The 18,099-nt window shown below is 59.5% G+C and carries 18 protein-coding genes; 6 read left to right on the forward strand and 12 right to left on the reverse strand.

What is annotated here, in order from left to right:
- Positions 1 to 82 precede the first annotated feature (82 nt).
- From DARO_RS12135 to DARO_RS12165, 7 genes are read right to left on the reverse strand one after another with little or no spacing between them, the layout of a single operon-like run.
- Complete coding sequence (locus DARO_RS12135; RefSeq protein WP_011288089.1) at positions 83 to 883, reverse strand: enoyl-CoA hydratase; 801 nt, start codon at positions 881 to 883, stop codon at positions 83 to 85.
- A complete protein-coding gene (locus DARO_RS12140; RefSeq protein WP_011288090.1) occupies positions 876 to 2,708 on the reverse strand; it encodes an AMP-binding protein in 1,833 nt (610 codons plus the stop codon). The genes DARO_RS12135 and DARO_RS12140 overlap by 8 nt, the downstream gene beginning before the upstream one ends.
- Positions 2,705 to 3,514, reverse strand: a complete 810-nt coding sequence (locus DARO_RS12145) for an ABC transporter ATP-binding protein (protein WP_011288091.1) — start codon at positions 3,512 to 3,514, stop codon at positions 2,705 to 2,707. The genes DARO_RS12140 and DARO_RS12145 overlap by 4 nt, the downstream gene beginning before the upstream one ends.
- A 7-nt stretch (positions 3,515 to 3,521) precedes the next feature.
- Complete coding sequence (locus DARO_RS12150; protein ID WP_011288092.1) at positions 3,522 to 4,691, reverse strand: ABC transporter substrate-binding protein; 1,170 nt, start codon at positions 4,689 to 4,691, stop codon at positions 3,522 to 3,524.
- Positions 4,692 to 4,707: 16 nt separating this feature from the next.
- Complete coding sequence (locus tag DARO_RS12155) at positions 4,708 to 5,754, reverse strand: branched-chain amino acid ABC transporter permease (RefSeq protein ID WP_011288093.1); 1,047 nt, start codon at positions 5,752 to 5,754, stop codon at positions 4,708 to 4,710.
- Positions 5,754 to 6,632 carry a branched-chain amino acid ABC transporter permease gene (locus DARO_RS12160; protein WP_011288094.1) on the reverse strand — a complete coding sequence of 293 codons (879 nt, stop codon included), beginning with the start codon at positions 6,630 to 6,632 and terminating at the stop codon, positions 5,754 to 5,756. Before DARO_RS12160 ends, DARO_RS12155 begins: the two co-directional genes overlap by 1 nt.
- Before the next feature lies 1 nt (position 6,633).
- Positions 6,634 to 7,470 carry an ABC transporter ATP-binding protein gene (locus DARO_RS12165; protein ID WP_011288095.1) on the reverse strand — a complete coding sequence of 279 codons (837 nt, stop codon included), beginning with the start codon at positions 7,468 to 7,470 and terminating at the stop codon, positions 6,634 to 6,636.
- 293 nt (positions 7,471 to 7,763) lie between these two features.
- On the opposite strand from DARO_RS12165, the gene DARO_RS12170 reads away from it, so the two are divergent.
- Complete coding sequence (locus DARO_RS12170; RefSeq protein ID WP_011288096.1) at positions 7,764 to 8,771, forward strand: AraC family transcriptional regulator; 1,008 nt, start codon at positions 7,764 to 7,766, stop codon at positions 8,769 to 8,771.
- Between the two features lie 118 nt (positions 8,772 to 8,889).
- Here the strand turns inward: DARO_RS12170 and DARO_RS12175 are convergent, their stop codons facing one another.
- From DARO_RS12175 to pyrG, 5 genes are all read right to left on the reverse strand, one after another.
- Complete coding sequence (locus tag DARO_RS12175; RefSeq protein WP_011288097.1) at positions 8,890 to 9,360, reverse strand: peroxiredoxin; 471 nt, start codon at positions 9,358 to 9,360, stop codon at positions 8,890 to 8,892.
- 84 nt (positions 9,361 to 9,444) lie between these two features.
- Positions 9,445 to 9,729, reverse strand: coding sequence for a cell division protein FtsB (gene ftsB, locus DARO_RS12180; RefSeq protein WP_011288098.1), 285 nt, complete (start codon positions 9,727 to 9,729; stop codon positions 9,445 to 9,447).
- Positions 9,730 to 9,735: 6 nt separating this feature from the next.
- On the reverse strand, positions 9,736 to 11,019 hold the full coding sequence (eno, locus tag DARO_RS12185) for a phosphopyruvate hydratase (protein WP_011288099.1): 1,284 nt from the start codon (positions 11,017 to 11,019) through the stop codon (positions 9,736 to 9,738).
- 73 nt (positions 11,020 to 11,092) lie between these two features.
- Positions 11,093 to 11,929, reverse strand: coding sequence for a 3-deoxy-8-phosphooctulonate synthase (kdsA, locus tag DARO_RS12190; protein WP_011288100.1), 837 nt, complete (start codon positions 11,927 to 11,929; stop codon positions 11,093 to 11,095).
- A complete protein-coding gene (pyrG, locus tag DARO_RS12195; RefSeq protein ID WP_011288101.1) occupies positions 11,926 to 13,566 on the reverse strand; it encodes a CTP synthase in 1,641 nt (546 codons plus the stop codon). Before pyrG ends, kdsA begins: the two co-directional genes overlap by 4 nt.
- Before the next feature lie 26 nt (positions 13,567 to 13,592).
- Here pyrG and DARO_RS12200 point away from each other — a divergent pair, with 26 nt between their 5' ends.
- From DARO_RS12200 to DARO_RS12220, 5 genes are read left to right on the forward strand one after another with little or no spacing between them, the layout of a single operon-like run.
- Positions 13,593 to 14,675 carry a dialkylresorcinol condensing enzyme gene (locus tag DARO_RS12200; protein WP_497462970.1) on the forward strand — a complete coding sequence of 361 codons (1,083 nt, stop codon included), beginning with the start codon at positions 13,593 to 13,595 and terminating at the stop codon, positions 14,673 to 14,675.
- On the forward strand, positions 14,659 to 15,810 hold the full coding sequence (locus tag DARO_RS12205) for a beta-ketoacyl-ACP synthase III (protein WP_011288103.1): 1,152 nt from the start codon (positions 14,659 to 14,661) through the stop codon (positions 15,808 to 15,810). The genes DARO_RS12200 and DARO_RS12205 overlap by 17 nt, the downstream gene beginning before the upstream one ends.
- Positions 15,800 to 16,195 (forward strand): DarG family dialkylresorcinol biosynthesis protein, encoded by a 396-nt coding sequence (locus DARO_RS12210; RefSeq protein ID WP_011288104.1) that lies wholly within the window; start codon positions 15,800 to 15,802, stop codon positions 16,193 to 16,195. Before DARO_RS12205 ends, DARO_RS12210 begins: the two co-directional genes overlap by 11 nt.
- Positions 16,195 to 17,187 carry a BtrH-related acyltransferase DarH gene (gene darH / locus DARO_RS12215; protein WP_011288105.1) on the forward strand — a complete coding sequence of 331 codons (993 nt, stop codon included), beginning with the start codon at positions 16,195 to 16,197 and terminating at the stop codon, positions 17,185 to 17,187. The genes DARO_RS12210 and darH overlap by 1 nt, the downstream gene beginning before the upstream one ends.
- Positions 17,187 to 18,098, forward strand: a complete 912-nt coding sequence (locus DARO_RS12220; RefSeq protein ID WP_011288106.1) for an ABC transporter ATP-binding protein — start codon at positions 17,187 to 17,189, stop codon at positions 18,096 to 18,098. The genes darH and DARO_RS12220 overlap by 1 nt, the downstream gene beginning before the upstream one ends.
- Position 18,099 lies beyond the last annotated feature (1 nt).

Consider the following 18,099-nt stretch of genomic DNA (forward strand, 5'->3'; position numbering starts at 1 on the left):
TGACCCCATTCAGGTCATGTTTTAGCGTTAGGTAATAACTTGCCGAACCGCCTCTCGGCAGCGGCAAAGGAAGGGGATGGGCCTAGCGCCCGTGGAATTCAGGCATACGCTTCTCCACGAAAGCGCGAACGCCTTCGGCAAAATCCCCGGTCAGTGAAGATTCAAGAAAACCCCGCTCCTCGGCCTGCAACTGCTTGGCCAGGCTGTGTTCGAGGGATTCGTTGATCAGGCGCTTGGTTCGGGCAAAGGCCAGTGTCGGGCCGGTGGCCAGTCGTGTGGCCAGGTCAGCCACCGTCGCATCGAGATCGGCTGCCTCGACAACCCGGTTGATCAGGCCAAGCTCCTGCGCCCTGCCAGCATCCATGCGTTCGTTGAGCAGAGCCATTTCCATGGCGCGCTTCGGCCCGAGCAGGCGCGGCAGACTGTAGGTGGAACCGCCATCCGGCGAGGCCCCCAGGCCACTGTAAGCCAGCGTGAAGAAGGCCGTCCGGTCAGCCACCACCAGATCACAGGCGGCCATCAGCGAAAACCCGAAGCCGGCCGCGGCGCCACGCACGGCGGCCAATACCGGCTTGTCCATGCTACGGATACGGCCGATGGCGCCATGCACCTCGTCGATCATCCGATTGAGCTGGGTCCGGCGCTCGGTCGGTGCGGCATCAAGCAACCCGTGAAACCAGTTCACATCGCCGCCGACCATGAAGTGCTTGCCGGCCGCCTGCAACACGACGGCACGCACCGAGGCATCGATCGCCACTTCGTCGAGACAGGCACGCAGGGCCAACGCCATCTCCATGTCGAGCAGGTTGCGGCTGGCCGGGCGATTGAGGGTCAGTGTGGCGATGCCTCCCTCCCGGCTGATCAGAATTGCGCCATCAGGCATTGGCCAGCCCTCCCTTGCCGTACATCGCCTCGATTTCCTTCTCGTAGGTCTTGTAGATGCTGCTGCGGCGGACCTTCATGGTCGCAGTGACTTCGCCATCGTCGTGATCCAGCTCCTTGGTCAACAAATGGAATTTCCGGATTTGCGAAACCTGGGCCAGCTTGGCGTTGGCCTTGTTGATCTCCTCGGCAACCAGCTCCCGGACCTGCGGGCTTTCGACCAGTGAGCGGAAATGCGTGAAGGCCATGCGATTGCGCTCGGCCCATTTGCCGACCGTTTCGAAGTCGATCTGGATCAGCGCCGCGACGAAATTCCGGCCGTCGGCGACGACGATGCACTCCTTGATGTACGGACTGGCCTTCATGCCATTCTCGATCTCCGACGGCGTCAGGTTCTTGCCGCCGGCCGTGATCATGATGTCCTTCAGGCGATCGACGATCTTGATATCGCCATCGAGTTCCCTGACCACGTCGCCGGTGTGCAGCCAGCCATCGCGGATCGACGCGGCAGTGGCCTCGGCATTCTTGTAATAGCCGGCAAACACGGCCCCGCCCCTGACCTGCAGTTCGCCGGTCTCGGCAATGCGGTAATCGATACCGCTGATCGCCGCGCCGACCGTGCCGAGTTGCACATGGTCGAGACGCTGGCCAAAGATCATGCCGCTCGATTCGGTCAGGCCATAGACCTCGACCAGCGGTACGCCAAGCGCCCGGAAGAAGCTGATGATCGCTGGTGAAATCGGCGCCGCACCGGTCAGCGCGACCTTGGCGTTGCGCAGGCCGATGTAGTTCTGCAGGGCGCGCAGAATCAGCACATAGTAGAAACCGAAGGTCAGCTTTTCGCCCAGCGTGCGCTGGTGCACCGCCTTGCAGGCAAAGGTCTCGCAGGCCACCAGAGCCTTGTCGAACAGCCAGCGACGAAAACGCCCGGTTTCATGAATGCGGATACTGATCGAGGCATGCAGCTTCTCCCAGATGCGCGGCACGCCGAGGAATAGCGTCGGTGCCACTTCGCGCAGGTCTTCCTGCACGGTGCGCAGCGATTCGCCGAAATTGACCTGCGAGCCGAGATAGATCGGCGTGAAGGTCGTCAGCATCTGCTCCGCCACATGACACAGTGGGAGGTAGGACAGATGCCGGGAATGTTCGTCGAGGCCGAGGCGTTCGATGATGCCCGGCGCCACGGCGCGGATGTTGCCGTAGCTGATCATCGCCCCCTTCGGCTTGCCGGTCGAACCGGAGGTGTAGATCATCAGGCCGATATCGTCGAGCGACTGTTTGGCCAGCACCTCGTCGATCAGGGTGCGATGCACGGCTTCGTAATCGACGCCCAGAGCTTCAACTTCGGAAAATGCCAGCACCTTGTCGCGAAATTCGGCCGGCGTGTTGCGCAGCCCCTTCTCTTCCATGACGACGATCTTGCGCAGACGCGGCAGGCTGTCGATGGCCGCCAGCACCTTGTCGCTCTGCTCCTGGTCCTCGCAGATCACCACATCGATATCGGCGTGCTCCAGCACGTAGGAGACTTCATTGGTCGGACTGGTCGGATAAACACCGACCGTCACTGCACCGACCAGGCCGGCGCCCATCTGGGCCAGCACCCATTCGACACGGTTCTCGGAAATGACGCCGATGTGGCCGCCTGGCTGGACACCCAGCGCGCACAGGCCGAGACCAAAATGGCCAGCGCGGCGGTAGTAGTCGTCCCAGCTGATCGGGTTCCAGATACCGAAATCCTTTTGCCGGATGGCAACCCGGTTCGGCTGCTGCTGGGCGCGCTGACGCAGCATCTGCGGCAGGGTCAGGTTTTCCAGTTCCATGCTCATGACAGCCACCGTTTACGCCGTTTGTAATGCTTGATATCGCGAAAACTCTTCATTTCGCCGCCATGGCCCATGCCGAGGTAGAACTCGCGGACATCCTGATCGGCAGCCAGCTTCTCGGCCGGACCATCGATGACCACTTTGCCGGTTTCCATGATGTAACCGGTATGGGCCACCGCCAGCGCCACTGAAGCGTTCTGTTCGACCAGCAGCATCGAGACGCCTTGCTCGGCATTGATGCGGGCGATGATCGAGAAGATGTTCTCGACCAGCAGCGGCGCCAGGCCGAGCGACGGTTCGTCAAGCAGGATCAGGGTCGGCCGGGCAATCAGCGCCCGGCCGATGGCCAGCATCTGCTGCTCACCGCCGGAAAGGTAGCCGGCCAGGCCGCGCCGCCGTTCGAACAGGCGTGGGAAGTATTCATAGACCAGGTCGAAATCCGGCTTCGCACCACCCCGCCCGTTCAGCGCATAGGTGGCGGCGACCAGATTTTCCTCGACCGTCAGATCCTCGAATACCCGCCGGCCTTCCATGACGTGGAAGAGGCCGGCACGAACCAGTTCGTGCGGTGCCAGACCGGCCGTGTCGCGGTCATTGAAACGAATGGTGCCCCCGGTCAACTCGCCATTTTCCAGAGAAAGCAGCTTCGAGATGGCCTTCAGCGTGGTGCTCTTGCCGGCCCCATTGGAGCCGAGCAGCGCGACAATCTCTCCCCGCGGCACTTGCAGGGAGAGACCGCGCAGCACCTGGACTGCGTTGTTGTAGATGACCTCAATGTTGTTGAGGTCGAGAACCAGGGGCTTGCTCATGCCGGTATCAGTCCAGGTGGATCCAGTCCGAGGCCGGCAGCATCTTCTGTTGCTTGGCATCGAAGCGGTAGATACGGCCAACCGGGATGGAATTGCCGCGAATGGTGATCGGCACGCCAACCACGCCACCGGTGTCAAAGTTCTTGATGGTGTTCAGCGATGCCTTCAGGTTCTTGCCATCGAGCGGCTTGCCGGCATCAAGGGTGCGCTTGGTGGCCTCGGTGAACAGCATGGCGGTCAGGAAGCCCTGCATGTAGGCGTTGGACTGGTACTCCGGCCGCATCTTGCGGATTTTGTCCAGCATGGGGGCCTTGGCATCGCTCTCGTAGTAGTAGCGGAAAGGCATGACCCCCATGAAGCCTTCGGCCGCCTCGCCCATCTTCATGACCATCGAGTTGTCCATCGACCAGAAGGTACCCATGAACTGGCTGGTCATGCCCATCTTGCGCGCCTGCGAGATGAACTCGGGAATCGGGGCCAGGACGTAGCCATGGAAGATGGTGTAGTCAGGGGCAGCACGACGCAGCTTGACGATCTCGGTAGAGACATCGACGCTGCCCGGCGGCGTCATGATCTTGCCGGTCACATTGAGACCGAGTTTCTTGGCCAGCGCCTCGCCTTCGTCGATCGGATCGCGCCCGAACTCGGTGTCGGAATAGACCAGTGCCACCTTGGCGCCCGGCTTTTCCTTGGCAATGTGGCGCATCAGGATGCCCATCATTTCCGTGTAATCGGGGCCGACCAGGAACTGATTCGGATATTTCTTGGGATCGTTGATCTCGGTGGCAAAGGAGGCACCGGCCATCATGATGCTGCCCATGCGTTCCAGTTCCGGATTGATCGTCTTGGCGAAGGCGGTCGAATCGCCGTAGTACAGGTTCACCTTGTTCTGGCTGGTGATCTTCTTGAACGCGGCGACCGAAGCATCGACCTTGTAGCCGGTATCCTCGGGCACATAATTGATCTTGCGCCCCTTGATACCACCGGCGTCATTGACCATCTTGACGTAGTCGGTGATGCCAGCGTGGATGCCAATGCCGGCAAAAGCAAAGACGCCGGTCATCGGGATCGAACCGCCGATGACGATTTCCTCCTCGGCCTGCGCCAGCGGTGCAGCGATCAGGCTGGCAGCAGCAGCCAGCGAACCCAGCCATTTGATGATTTTCTTTTGTTCCACGGTGTCTCCTCCGTTGTTATCCCTGAGCCCGGAAAGGCCACAGGTGAAAGAAGCGGCGCACACGGCGCCACAGTTCCTGGAGCCCAAGGGGCTCGAAGATCAGGAATCCGACGATGAGCAGACCAAACACGATGGTCCGCACCGGCGAAAGAATCACGGCGCCCTCACTGCCCAGCGGCAGCCAGCCAACGATCAGCTTGAGGACTTCCGGCACCATGGTCATGAAGATGGCACCGAGGATGCCGCCAAGGATGGTGCCCATGCCGCCGACGATCACCGCGGCCAGGAAGAAGATGGACATCATCAGCGGGAAGCTTTCCGGCGTAACGACCCGGAAGAAGTAGGCCCACAAGCCACCAGCGACGCCGGCGTAAAACGACGACAGCGCAAATGAGGTCAGCTTGTAGCGAAGCAGCGGAATGCCCAGCACCTCAGCCGAGATGTCGCGATCACGGATGGCGATGAAGGCCCGGCCGATCCGCGTGCGGAACAGGTTCGCGGCACAGACCAGCATGGTCAGCGCCACCGGGACGATCAGCCAGTACAGGCGGAACGATGTATCCAGCGGAATACCGAAGAAGTTGGCCGGCGGCACTGTCATCCCGCCTGTGCCACCGGTCAGGCTGCTCCAGTTGGCAAAGACGAAGTGCAGGATGAACGATGCCGCAATGGTCGAAATGGCCAGGTACAGCCCCTTGACCCGCAAGGATGGAATGCCGACGACAACGCCGACCAGCATGGCAACGGCGCCGCCGGCCACCAGATTAAGCACGGCCGGCGTACCGAAACGCTGTTCCAGAATGGCCACCGTGTAAGCGCCCAGCCCCATGAAAGCAGCCTGCCCAAGGCTGACCAGGCCGGTATAGCCGGTCAGGATGTTCAGCCCGGTGGCGCTGGCGATGTTGATCGCAACCAGACAGGCCAGATAGAGCCAGTAATCATCGACGACGAAGGGGAAGACCAGCAGACTGACGCCGAGGAGGCCCAGCCAGATCCACTGGGTCCTGGTGTCGAACAGCGACTCGTCGTGGGCGTAGCTTTGCTTGGCGGTACCGATACGCATCAGAGCCTCTCGATTTCATGGGTGCCGAACAGACCGTAGGGACGGATCATCAGCACCAGGATCAGGGTGGAGAAGGTGGCCAGCAGTTTGAATTCGCCACCGAGATAGCCGCCAGCCAGGGATTCCAGCAGGCCGATACCGAGGCCGGCAACCAGCGCGCCCAGAACGGAATCCAGCCCGCCGACAATGACGACGACCAGCACCGACAGGCCGAAAACGCCCATGCTCGATGAGAGGCCGCCAATCGAGCCGACGACGATGCCGGCGATGGCGGCGATCATGGCAGCGGCAATCCAGGCCAGCGAGAAAACACGCGGCACATTGATGCCGACCGAGTAGGCCGCAGCCTGATCGGAAGCGGTAGCCCGCAGCGCCACACCGCCACGCCAGAAGCGGAAGACCACCAGCGCGATGATGATCAGCGCCGCCGCCACCAGAAAGCCGTAAAACAGCTTGGGCGAAATGAAGGCTTCACCCAGCATGATCGGATCGGAGGGCATGAATTCCGGCAGACGCTGCTGGTCAGCCGTCCAGATCAATTCCACCAGGCCGATCATCACCGACGACAGGCCGACCGTGACCATGAAGACCGAGATCGGCGATTCGCCCAGCATCGGCCGGATGGCCAGCCGCTCGACGATGGCGCCGCCAATGCCGCTGCCGATGATGGCGGCAACGATGGCGACCCAGATCGGCCAGCCAAGATTGGAGGCCATGCCGAACATCAGGTAGGCGCCGAGCATCAGCATTTCGCCAATGGCCAGATTCACCACCTTGGTTGCCTTGTAGATCATCACGAAAGCCAGCGCCGTCAGGGCGTACAGGCCACCGCTACCGATACCGGCCAGGGAAATTTCGAGTAAGTAGAGCCAATCCATGTCAGGCTGCCTTTGCCACAACGGGTTGATGCAAACGGGCGCGCAACTCACTGACATCACCCGAGCCGAGATAGGCACGGATCACCTCCGGGTTTTCCTGAACCTCTTTGGGCAGGCCATCGGCGATCACCTGGCCGAAGTTGAGGACCACGACGTGATCGGAAATGTCCATCACCATCCCCATGTCGTGCTCGACCATCAGCACCGTCACGCCCCACTCCTCGCGCACGTCGAGGATGAAACGCGCCATGTCCTCGGTTTCCTCGCGATTCATGCCGGCCACCGGCTCGTCGAGCATCAGCACCCGTGGTTTCATGGCCAGGGCACGGGCCATCTCGACCCGCTTCTGCAGGCCGTAGGACAAGGCTGCCACCGGTTGATGGCGGATATGGTCGATTTCGAGAAAGTCGATCACCTTTTCCTCGATCTCGCGGCGCAGTTCGCTTTCTTCCCGACGGGCCTTGCCGAAATAGAGCAGCGCATCGAGTACGCCGGTCTCAAGATGACAATGTCTGCCAAGCTTGATGTTGTCGAGAACGGTCATCCCGCGAAACAGGGCGATGTTCTGGAAGCTGCGCGCCAACCCCAACTTGGCCCGAGCCGGTGGCCGCAAGGCCGAGATGTCGTTACCGTCGAAACGGATGCTGCCGGCACTCGGGCGGTAGAAACCCGAGATCGTGTTGAACAACGAGGTCTTCCCGGCGCCATTCGGACCAATGACCGAAGTAATGGAACCCGGCGCCACTTCGAAGCTGACGCCATTAAGCGCCTTGACCCCGCCAAAAGCCAATCCTAGCCCGGATAATTCAAGTATCGGATTGGATAAATTCGTTTTCACGCCGGCCTCCTCCTGTGCTTGTTACCGGATGCTCCCTATCGCCCTGAAGTCGTTGCATGAACGTGACTTTCAGGCCAGCCGGAACACCTTTCCCATTCAGTCTCCAAGCCTCCAACAGAGGCCGCCAAACGCCCGAAACCTTCTGGTTTTCTGCTTACCTTGGCAATTGGTGAAATGGATTGTACTAATCAGAAACTTGCCGCGCTTGCCGGTCACGCCGAAAACATTGCATAATCGGCCAAAATATTTGCATCCGGTTATGCAAAGGCGAATCGTTCCCGGCACCCACTACAATGAACAAATCGGCAACGACAGTCCCCATCGATTTCATCAAGAACCTGCTCGGCGGACTAAGCCTGAGCCTCGAACAGCGCGCCAGATACATGCAGCAAATCGGCATTTCGATGGATTTGCTGGATGAAGGCAGCGCCCGCGTCACGACAGACCAGTTTGCCGGCCTTTACCGTCTGCTGGCCCGGGAAATCGATGACGAAACGCCGGGCATGTTCTCTCGTCCGCTGCGGGGTGGCACCCTGAAATTCCTGTGCCTCAGCATGCTCGAATCGGCCAACCTGATCGCCGCGCTGTATCGCTTTACCCAGTTCTTCCGGCTGATCCTTGATGACCTGGAGTTCGAACTGGAGAACAAGGAAAACCTGGTACGGATTGCACTGATTCCAAAAACCAGTGAAGTCAGCCAGAATTATTTTGCGCAGGAGATGATGCTCAAGCTGGTGCACGGGATCGCCTCCTGGCTGGCCGGGCGCAAGATTCCGCTAGCCCGGATCGACTTCACCTATTCGCGTCCGGCGCACGTCTCCGAATATGTTTTTTTATATCCTGGCCCAGCCTATTTCGATCAGGCACTGACTGCGCTCTACTTTGAGGGATCGCAGTTGCAAACCCCAATTCGCCAGGACAAGCATTCACTGAGCGAATTCCTGGCCCATGCCCCGGCCGACTGGATCTTCGTTTCCTTTGCCGAACGCATCGTCAGTCACCGCGTTCGCGAGCATCTTGAAAAGCGACTGGATCAGACTACCAATATCGAGGAAGTCGCCAAGGCCCTGCATTTCTCGCTACGCACCCTCTCCCGCCGCCTCGGCGAAGAAGGAACCAGCTTTCAGGCGATCAAGGATGAACTAAGGCGCGATGTGGCCATTCAGCGACTTACAAAAACCAGGTTGCCGGTTGCCGTCATTGGCAATCAGATCGGCTTTGACGACCCGACTACTTTTCATCGCGCCTTCAAAAAATGGACCGGCAGCTCTCCCGGCGTGTATCGACGGCGAACGAAATAAAGCCAAGGCTATCAGGATACAAGACCACTACCAACCCAACCCCTGATGAAGAATGGGGCATAACAAAAAGGGGCCGCCCGGCCCCTTGTATGCTTGATAGAAGTTATTGCCGCCCGGTTTATGAATTCAGCTCCTTGACCAAACGGAGTACTTCAAGGGCATGCCCCTTGTAATTGACGCCATAGAGCGCATGGCGGATGGTGCCCGTGCGATCGATCACGAAGGTGGATCGGCAAACGCCGAATTTCCGGTGACCATCGACATCCTTGGCCTGCCAGACGCCGTACTGCTTACAGACGACACCTTCAGTATCGGACAGCAACTCGATGCCGATACCTTCCTTGTCGCGGAATTCCGCATGTTTCAGACAATCGTCACGGCTGATGCCGAGCAAGACACAGTTATGGCGGAGAAATTCGTCTTCGTGATCCGAGAAATCGGTCACTTCCTTGGTGCAACACGGCGTGCCATCCTTCGGGTAGAAGAAGATCACGATGTGCTTGCCTTGGTACCTGGCCAGATCGACAGTCTCCATGTCGGCATCCGGCAGTGAAAACACAGGGGCTTTTTCGCCAACCTTGAGCAGCATCTAGTTCTCCTCGGGGGGACTGCTGAGAACGATTCTAGCGGAGGTAAATCCGGGTGACTACTACGTTTGGCAGAGTTTCGAGATTTATTTTCCGGGAACTTTTTCCGGGATCTGGACGAAAGTTTCGTCCTGCTTGACCATACCCAGCTCGAAACGGGCACGTTCTTCAATCGCATCATAGCCTTGTTTCAAGTCGCGGACTTCGGCATCGAGGCCCGCGTTCCTGATTTCCAGCTTGCGCGTCACTTCTTTCTGTTGCTGCAACTGACGGTCGTACTCCCATACCTTCAGCCAGCCGCCCTTACCCACCCACAGGGGGTATTGGAGCAGGCCGATGGCTGCGAGGAGGCCGACCGTCAGCCAACGCATGCGTGATTAACGCAGGTTGTAGAAGGTTTCGCGGCCCGGGTAGGAAGCGGTATCGCCCAGATCTTCCTCGATACGGATCAGCTGGTTGTACTTGGCAATGCGGTCGGAACGCGACAGCGAACCGGTCTTGATCTGACCGGCGTTCAGGCCAACGGCGATGTCGGCGATGGTGCTGTCTTCGGTTTCACCGGAGCGATGCGAGATCACGGCGGTGTAACCGGCACGCTTGGCCATTTCAACGGCAGCAAAGGTTTCGGACAGGGTGCCGATCTGGTTGATCTTGATCAGGATCGAATTGCCGATCCCCTTCTTGATACCTTCCTTGAAGATCTTGGTGTTGGTGACGAAGATGTCATCACCAACGATCTGTACCTTGTCGCCGAGGCGATCGGTCAGCAGCTTCCAGCCATCCCAGTCGGCTTCGGACATGCCGTCTTCGATCGAAACGATCGGGAACTGGTCAGCCAGGTTGGCCAGGTAATCGACGAACTGGGCCGAGGTCAGCTCCAGTCCCTCACCAGCCAACTTGTATTTGCCGTCCTTGTAGAACTCGGAAGCAGCGCAGTCGAGCGCCAGCAGCACATCCTGGCCCGGCACATAACCGGCAATTTCGATGGCTTCCATGATGATCTGCAGGGCTTCGGCATGGCTACCCAGATTCGGGGCAAAGCCACCTTCATCGCCGACGGCGGTCGAATGACCCTTCTTGTTCAGCAGCTTCTTCAGCGCATGAAAAATTTCTGCACCGCAACGGATCGCTTCACGAATATTGGCAGCACCAACCGGCATCACCATGAATTCCTGAATATCCAGGCTGTTGTTGGCGTGCTCACCACCGTTGATGATGTTCATCATCGGCACCGGCATCTGCATCGGGCTCATGCCACCGAAGTAGCGATAGAGCGGCAGACCGGACTCTTCGGCAGCAGCCTTGGCGACAGCCATCGACACGGCCAGAATGGCGTTGGCACCGAGGCGGGACTTGTTGTCCGTACCGTCGAGGTCAATCATGGTCTGATCGATGAAAGCCTGCTCTTGTGCGTCAAGGCCGATGATGGCTTCGGAGATCTCGGTGTTGACGTTCTCGACAGCCTGCATGACGCCCTTGCCGAGATAACGGCTGGCATCACCATCACGCAGTTCGATGGCTTCGCGGGTACCGGTCGAGGCGCCGGACGGGACGGCAGCACGGCCCATGACGCCGGATTCGAGCAGAACGTCAGCTTCGACAGTGGGATTGCCACGGGAGTCCAGAATTTCACGGGCAATAACATCAACGATAGAACTCATGTTTCTTCCTTATTATCAGAAGGTTAAATAGACAACTTAAATTAAAATATTATTATCAGAATTAAGCGGCGGCTTATTTCAACTCTTCAAAACCAGCAGTTTTTACGGCCTTATCCAGCGCAACTAGTGTTGCCAAAAGGCTTTCCATGCGATCGAGCGGCCAACTGTTCGGGCCATCCGACCACGCCTTTTCAGGACAAGGGTGGGTTTCCATGAACAGACCCGAAATGCCGACCGCGATCGCGGCTCGCGCCAGCACCGGCACAAACTCGCGCTGACCACCGGAAGTCGTCCCTTGGCCGCCCGGCAACTGCACGCTGTGCGTGGCATCGAATACGACCGGGCAACCCGTCTCGCGCATGATTGCCAAGCTACGCATGTCGGAAACCAGATTGTTGTAGCCGAAAGAGGCTCCGCGCTCACAAACCATGATGTTGTCGGCACCGTTGTTCACTTCACGCGCCTTGTCGACCACGTTCTTCATGTCACCCGGTGCCAGAAACTGCCCCTTCTTGATATTCACCGGCTTGCCGCAGGTAGCAACCGCGTGAATGAAATCAGTCTGGCGGCACAGGAAAGCCGGCGTCTGCAGCACATCGACCACTGCCGCTACAGCGGGAATGTCTTCGATGGTATGAACGTCGGTCAGCACCGGCACGCCAATCTGGCGCTGTACTTCCGAGAAGATACGCAGACCTTCTTCAAGACCAAGGCCGCGTACCGACTTGCCGGAGCTGCGATTGGCCTTGTCGTAGGACGCCTTGAAAATGTAGTTGATGCCAAGGCGAGCGCAAACCTCTTTCATATGGCCAGCCACATCGAGGCACAGCTGCTCGGATTCAGCAGTACATGGCCCGGCAATCAGGAAAAAAGGCTGGTCAAGACCAGCCTCGAAACCGCAGAGCTTCATTTGCCTTTGGCCTTTTGATTGGCCAGCGCCGCCTTCACGTAAGAAGAGAAGAGCGGATGACCTTGACGCGGATTGGAGGTGAATTCCGGGTGGAACTGACAACCGACGAACCACGGATGCACATCGGCCGGCAACTCGACCATTTCGCACAGATCGGTACCAGGGGCACGACCGGCGACGATCAGGCCCTTTTCTTCCAGCTTGGCGAGCAGCGTGTTGTTCACTTCGTAGCGGTGACGATGGCGTTCGGTGATTTCCGGCGCGCCATAGATGCTACGAGCCAGCGTGCCCTCACCCAGCTTGCAGACCTGAGCGCCAAGACGCATGGTGCCGCCGATATCGGAATCCTCGGTACGCTTCTCGATCTTGCCGGAAGCGTCCAGCCACTCGGTAATCAGGCCGATTACCGGGTATGGCGTGTCCTGCACGAATTCGGTGGAGTGCGCACCGGGCATACCGGCCACATCACGAGCGAATTCAACGACGGCCAGTTGCATGCCGAGACAGATACCGAGATAGGGCACCTTGTTCTCGCGGGCATAGCGGATCGCGGCAATCTTGCCTTCCGTACCGCGACGACCGAAACCGCCGGGAACGAGGATGGCATCGAGGTCTTCAAGGACGCCGGTGCCATTCTTCTCGATATCTTCGGAATCGAGATAAATGATGTTGACCTGGCTGCGGGTATGGATACCGGCATGCTTGATGGCTTCAATCAAGGACTTGTAGGACTCGGTCAGATCAACGTACTTGCCGACAAAAGCGATCTTGACCTGGTGCAGCGGGTGCTCCAGCGCCACGATCAGATTTTCCCAGACCGTCAGGTCGGCTGCCTTGGCCAGGATATTCAGCTTGTGGCAGACGATCTCGTCGAGCATCTGTTCGTGCAGCATGCCCGGAATCTTGTAGATCGAATCGGCATCAAGACACTCGATGACGGCTTCCGGCATCACATTGCAGAACAGTGCGATCTTGCGGCGCTCTTCGACTGGAATCGAACGATCGGCGCGACACAGCAGGATGTCCGGCTGGATACCGATTTCGCGCAGTTCCTTGACGGAATGCTGAGTCGGCTTGGTCTTCAGCTCACCGGCAGTCGGGATGTAGGGCAACAGCGTCAGATGCATGAAGCAGACGTTGTTACGCCCCTCCATGATACCCATTTGACGAATGGCTTCGAGGAAGGGCAGCGACTCGATGTCGCCAACCGTGCCACCGACTTCAACGATGGCCACGTCTGCACCTTCGGCGCCGGCCTTGATGCGATCCTTGATCTCGTCGGTAATGTGCGGGATGACTTGCACGGTCTTGCCGAGATATTCGCCACGACGCTCTTTCTTGAGCACCGAATCGTAAATCTGGCCGGTCGTGAAGTTGTTGCGCTTGGCCATCTTGGCGCTGGTAAAGCGCTCGTAATGCCCCAGATCCAGATCGGTCTCGGCTCCGTCATCGGTGACGAAAACCTCTCCATGCTGGAAAGGACTCATCGTACCGGGGTCGACGTTGATGTAGGGGTCAAGCTTGAGGTGGGTGACTTTGATGCCGCGGGATTCCAGAATGGCCCCGAGCGACGCGGCGGCGATGCCTTTGCCCAGAGAGGACACGACACCACCCGTAACGAAAACATATTTGGTCATGGAAAGACAGGCTGCGGGAAAGCAGAATGATAGCCGATAAGCTGACATTTTCCCAAGCCCGTCGACACAAGCCCTCATTCAAAGTGACTAGTGCCGTAGCAGCGGCAGCACACAGGCATTTGGTAGAATCGCTTGTTAATCAATCACCAGAAACCTCCTTGAAGCGCATTCTCGTCGTCAATTTTTCGCAAACCGGCCAACTATCGGACATCACCGCGCAGTTGATTGGCCCGCTGCGCAATGCCGGACATCAGGTACATCTGGAAACGCTGCAGCCAGAGACTTCATTCCCTTTTCCGTGGCCGATTATCGATTTTGTCGACGCCATGCCCGAGTGCATCCAGCTTGATGCGCCCCCGCTAAAACCATTGAGCATTCCTTTGGATGCCGACTTCGATCTGGTCATACTCAGTTATCAGGTCTGGTTTCTGTCTCCAGGCCTGCCCATGACCGCTTTTCTGAAAAGCCCCGAAGGCCGGCGCCTGATCCAAGGCAAACCGGTCATCACACTCGTCGCTTGTCGCAACATGTGGCTTTCGGCACAGGAAACAATGCAGCGATTGATTGCCGCGGCTGGCGGCCAATTGCGCGACCATCTCGCCTTCACCGACCGCGGGCACCCGCTGGCCACCTTCATCACCACGCCCCGCTGGGTACTGACGGGAAAACGTGATTGCTTTCTCGGCATGCCACCGGCCGGCGTCGCCCCCGACGAAATCATTGCCGCCAGTCGTTTCGGCCGGGCGCTGGCCGATGCATTGAACAAAGACCAAGAAAAGACTGGCCGCCCGATGCTGACCGGACTACGCGCCGTCACCGTCAACCCGCGGCTGGCCATCAGCGAACGGGCCGGTCGGCGGGCCTTTGGCGTCTGGTCCCGGCTAATCCGCGCCTTCGGCAAACGTGGGCAATGGCAGCGCCGCCCTATCCTGCTCGTATTCGCCATTTATCTAATTACGATGGTATTGACGGTCGTTCCGACAAGCCTATTGTTACAATGGTTGTTTTCCCCGCTGCTGAAATCGCGCCTGGAGGGGTTGCGCACTCAGCTGGAACTGCCGAGCGGGTCCCAAGAATTCAATCTAGAAAAATATGACCAGTCGCGGTAGTGCTTACATCACAGGCACGTCTTCCTTTCTGCCCAACGCTCCGATAGCCAACGACGATATCGAACAAGTGCTCGGCGTGATCGGTGGCAAGCCCTCGCGTGCCCGGCGCATCGTGCTGCGCAACAACGGTATCCGTAGCCGGCACTACGCCATCGACCCGGTAAGCGGCGAATTTACGCATTCCAATGCCCAACTGACGGCCGAAGCCATTCGCGGCCTCGAGGCTGGCGGAATCGATGTCCTGGCTTGCGGCACGTCCTGCCCCGACCAGCTGATGCCCAGCCATGCCGTGATGGTGCATGGCGAACTGGCTATTCCGCCTTGCGAAGTAGTGTCGACTGCCGGCATTTGCGCCGCCGGGATCGGCGCGCTGAAATATGCTTACATGACCGTATTGACCGGACTGGCTGACAAAGCGGTGGCCAGCGGTTCGGAACGCGCCTCCGGCGGCCTGCTGGCGCGCCATTACGAACCGGAATCGGCACATCGCGTGGCCGAACTGGAAGACAATCCGGAAATCGCCTTCGAGAAGGACTTCCTGCGCTGGATGCTGTCAGATGGTGCAGGCGCCTTTCTCCTGCAACCGGCACCACGTAGCGAAGGGCTGTCGTTGCGCATCGACTGGATCGACATCCAGTCGCAGGCCGACAGCATGCCGGTCTGCATGTATGCCGGCGGCGACAAGGCGGACGATGGATCCTTGAAGGGTTGGCAGGAATACGCGGCCAGCCAGTGGGGCGAACGCTCGATTTTCTCCGTCAAGCAGGACGTTCGCCTGCTCAACGAAGCCATTGTCGAGCAGACCTTCGGCAAGCCACTGGCCAAAGCACAAGCCAGCCGCGGCTTGACGGCGGAAGCCGTCGACTGGTTCCTGCCGCACATGTCATCCGAATATTTCCGCCAGCCATTGGCTAATTACATGACGCAGGCCGGGTTTGAGTTGCCGCAGGCCAAATGGTTCACCAACCTGCAAAGCAAGGGCAATACAGGCTCGGCGTCGATCTTCATCATGCTCGATGAACTGTTTCGCAGCAACCGGTTAAAAGCAGGCGATCGCCTGCTCTGCTTTGTACCGGAAAGTGGTCGCTTCACCGGTTCGTTGATGCACCTGACGGCGGTCGACCATGCTGGATAGCGAAGTCCCGCAGGAAGGCAACAGCACACTGGGCGGGCACCGCAAGGCGCTTTACGCCCGTGGTGACGATGGCAAGCTGCACATCGTCCAGTCGGCTGGCTGGGAGGTCGAGGAAATCGTTACCCGCCAGGCCATCGATGACCTGCTGCGGCTGACCGAAGAGGCCCGTCAGCGCGTGCTTGCCGGCCAAACCTCGCCACTCGAATACCACATGTACCGGGTGCGAATGGACGTCCCGCTGCTCTCGCAGGCCAGCGGTGTCTGGCAATGGCGCATTCGCCGGCATTTTCGCCCGGCGGTTTTCGCCAGCCTGTCGCCCGCCCTGCTCGCCCGCTACGCCGACGCCATGGGCCTCAGTGTCGAACAACTGGAAAAGGCCGACTGATGGACTTCCAGCACAGCCAGGCCTCCCACTGCGAAAGCGGCGTCATGTCGTCGATGCTGCGCCATCACGGCCTGCCACTTTCGGAGCCGATGACCTTCGGCCTGTCATCTGCCCTCTCCTTCGCCTACCTGCCGATCATCAAGATCAACGGGCTGCCGCTGGTGGCTTACCGCATGCCACCCAAGGCCATCATTAAGGGCTTGCAGAAACCGCTCGGCCTGAAGATGCGTTTCGAGACCTTCCGCAACCCGGCCGCCGGTGTCGCTCGTCTCAATGAGCTGCTGGCTGATGGCAAGATCGTCGGCCTGCAAACCTCGGTATTCTGGCTCCCTTACCTGCCGGAAGACCTGCGCTTCCATTTCAACGCCCATAACGTACTGGCCTTCGGCCGCGATCAGACCTCCGGCGACTACCTGCTGTCCGACCCGGTAGCCGAAACCACCGTCAGTTGCCCGGCCACCGATTTGCAACGGGCCCGTTTCGCCAAGGGTGCACTGGCCCCGAAAGGCCTGCTCTACTACCCGGTCGGCCAGCCGCAGACACCGGACTGGCAGAAGGTGCTGCCCGCCGCCATCAAGAAGACGACGCGGATCATGCTCGACGCGCCGCTGCCGATCATTGGTGTGCGCGGCATCCGGCATCTGGCCAAGGCCATCGAAAGGCTCGACGCCAGCGGCGACCCGGCCCGCACCAAGATGTTCATCGGCCAGGTCGTGCGCATGCAGGAAGAAATCGGCACAGGGGGGGGCGGCTTCCGCTTCATTTACGCCTCGTTCCTGCAGGAAGCCGCTGAATTATTGGCGAGTCCGGGGCTCAACGAACTCTCCGAAACCCTGATCGACATCGGTGACGAATGGCGTGAATTCGCGCTGGCCACCGCCCGCCAGATCCGCGACCGCGACCCGCTCGCCCCGGCGGCCCTGGCCGACAAGCTGCGCCAGATCGCCGACCGCGAACAGGGTTTCTTCCGCAACCTGCGTAGCGCCGTCTGATGCTGCATATCGAGGGGGTCTCGTACCGCTACCGTGATGCGACGAGCCCGGCGCTGACCGACCTCACGCTGAATATCCCGGCCGGTGGCGTCTATGGCCTGCTCGGCCCAAACGGTGCCGGCAAGACAACATTGATTTCGCTGCTGGCCGGGTTGCTGAAAACGCCCACCGGAAAAATCTCGCTGCATGACCAGCCTCTGGCCGATGCCCGTGCCGCCAACCCACGCGCCATTGCCCTGGTGCCGCAGGATTACGCGTTCTACCCGATGCTGACCGTCGCCGAAAACCTGCGTTTCTTCGGCGGCGTGCTCGGGCTGAGCAGTGCCGACCTGAAGGCGCAGACCGATGCCGCCATCACCTTCGCCCGGCTCGAGCAGGTCACGGGCAAGCGGGCTGAACAGCTTTCCGGCGGCCTTCGCCGGCGCCTGAACCTGGCCATCGGCCTGCTCGGCCAGCCGCAACTGCTGCTGCTCGACGAGCCGACGGTCGGTGTCGACCCGCAATCTCGCCACTTCCTGCTCGACGCCATTGCTGCCCTGCCGGAGGCCGGCACGACGGTGATCTACACCAGCCACTACATGGAAGAAGTCGAGGCCATCTGCCAGCGCATCGCCATCATTGATCAGGGCAAACTGCTGGCCGAAGGTGCGCTGACCGACATTCTGCACAGCCCCGAACCTCAGCTCGAGCTCCAACTCGACCAAGCTTTGCCCGAGGATATCGCCAAGCGCTACGCCGCCAGCCCGCTTGGCCATCTGCAATATCGCCTAAGCCTGACTTCAACCGCTGCCTTGTCCAAGCTGCTCGACGAACTGGCGGCGGCGAACTGCACGGTCCGTCATCTGAACCTCGGCCAACATGATCTGGAGCAGTTCTTCATGCGCCTGACCAAACGCTCGCTGCGGGACTAAA

This window comes from Dechloromonas aromatica RCB (genome assembly GCF_000012425.1).

Bases quoted from the DNA above. Each gene is read 5' to 3' on its own strand.
- DARO_RS12175 (WP_011288097.1), bottom strand. From the start codon at position 9,360: ATGCTGCTCAAGGTTGGCGAAAAAGCCCCTGTGTTTTCACTGCCGGAT.
- DARO_RS12160 (WP_011288094.1), bottom strand. From the start codon at position 6,632: ATGGATTGGCTCTACTTACTCGAAATTTCCCTGGCCGGTATCGGTAGC.
- DARO_RS12220 (WP_011288106.1), top strand. From the start codon at position 17,187: ATGCTGCATATCGAGGGGGTCTCGTACCGCTACCGTGATGCGACGAGC.
- DARO_RS12200 (WP_497462970.1), top strand. From the start codon at position 13,593: ATGATAGCCGATAAGCTGACATTTTCCCAAGCCCGTCGACACAAGCCC.
- darH (WP_011288105.1), top strand. From the start codon at position 16,195: ATGGACTTCCAGCACAGCCAGGCCTCCCACTGCGAAAGCGGCGTCATG.
- ftsB (WP_011288098.1), bottom strand. From the start codon at position 9,729: ATGCGTTGGCTGACGGTCGGCCTCCTCGCAGCCATCGGCCTGCTCCAA.
- DARO_RS12145 (WP_011288091.1), bottom strand. From the start codon at position 3,514: ATGAGCAAGCCCCTGGTTCTCGACCTCAACAACATTGAGGTCATCTAC.
- kdsA (WP_011288100.1), bottom strand. From the start codon at position 11,929: ATGAAGCTCTGCGGTTTCGAGGCTGGTCTTGACCAGCCTTTTTTCCTG.
- DARO_RS12205 (WP_011288103.1), top strand. From the start codon at position 14,659: ATGACCAGTCGCGGTAGTGCTTACATCACAGGCACGTCTTCCTTTCTG.
- DARO_RS12135 (WP_011288089.1), bottom strand. From the start codon at position 883: ATGCCTGATGGCGCAATTCTGATCAGCCGGGAGGGAGGCATCGCCACA.
- DARO_RS12170 (WP_011288096.1), top strand. From the start codon at position 7,764: ATGAACAAATCGGCAACGACAGTCCCCATCGATTTCATCAAGAACCTG.
- eno (WP_011288099.1), bottom strand. From the start codon at position 11,019: ATGAGTTCTATCGTTGATGTTATTGCCCGTGAAATTCTGGACTCCCGT.
- pyrG (WP_011288101.1), bottom strand. From the start codon at position 13,566: ATGACCAAATATGTTTTCGTTACGGGTGGTGTCGTGTCCTCTCTGGGC.
- DARO_RS12155 (WP_011288093.1), bottom strand. From the start codon at position 5,754: ATGCGTATCGGTACCGCCAAGCAAAGCTACGCCCACGACGAGTCGCTG.
- DARO_RS12140 (WP_011288090.1), bottom strand. From the start codon at position 2,708: ATGAGCATGGAACTGGAAAACCTGACCCTGCCGCAGATGCTGCGTCAG.
- DARO_RS12210 (WP_011288104.1), top strand. From the start codon at position 15,800: ATGCTGGATAGCGAAGTCCCGCAGGAAGGCAACAGCACACTGGGCGGG.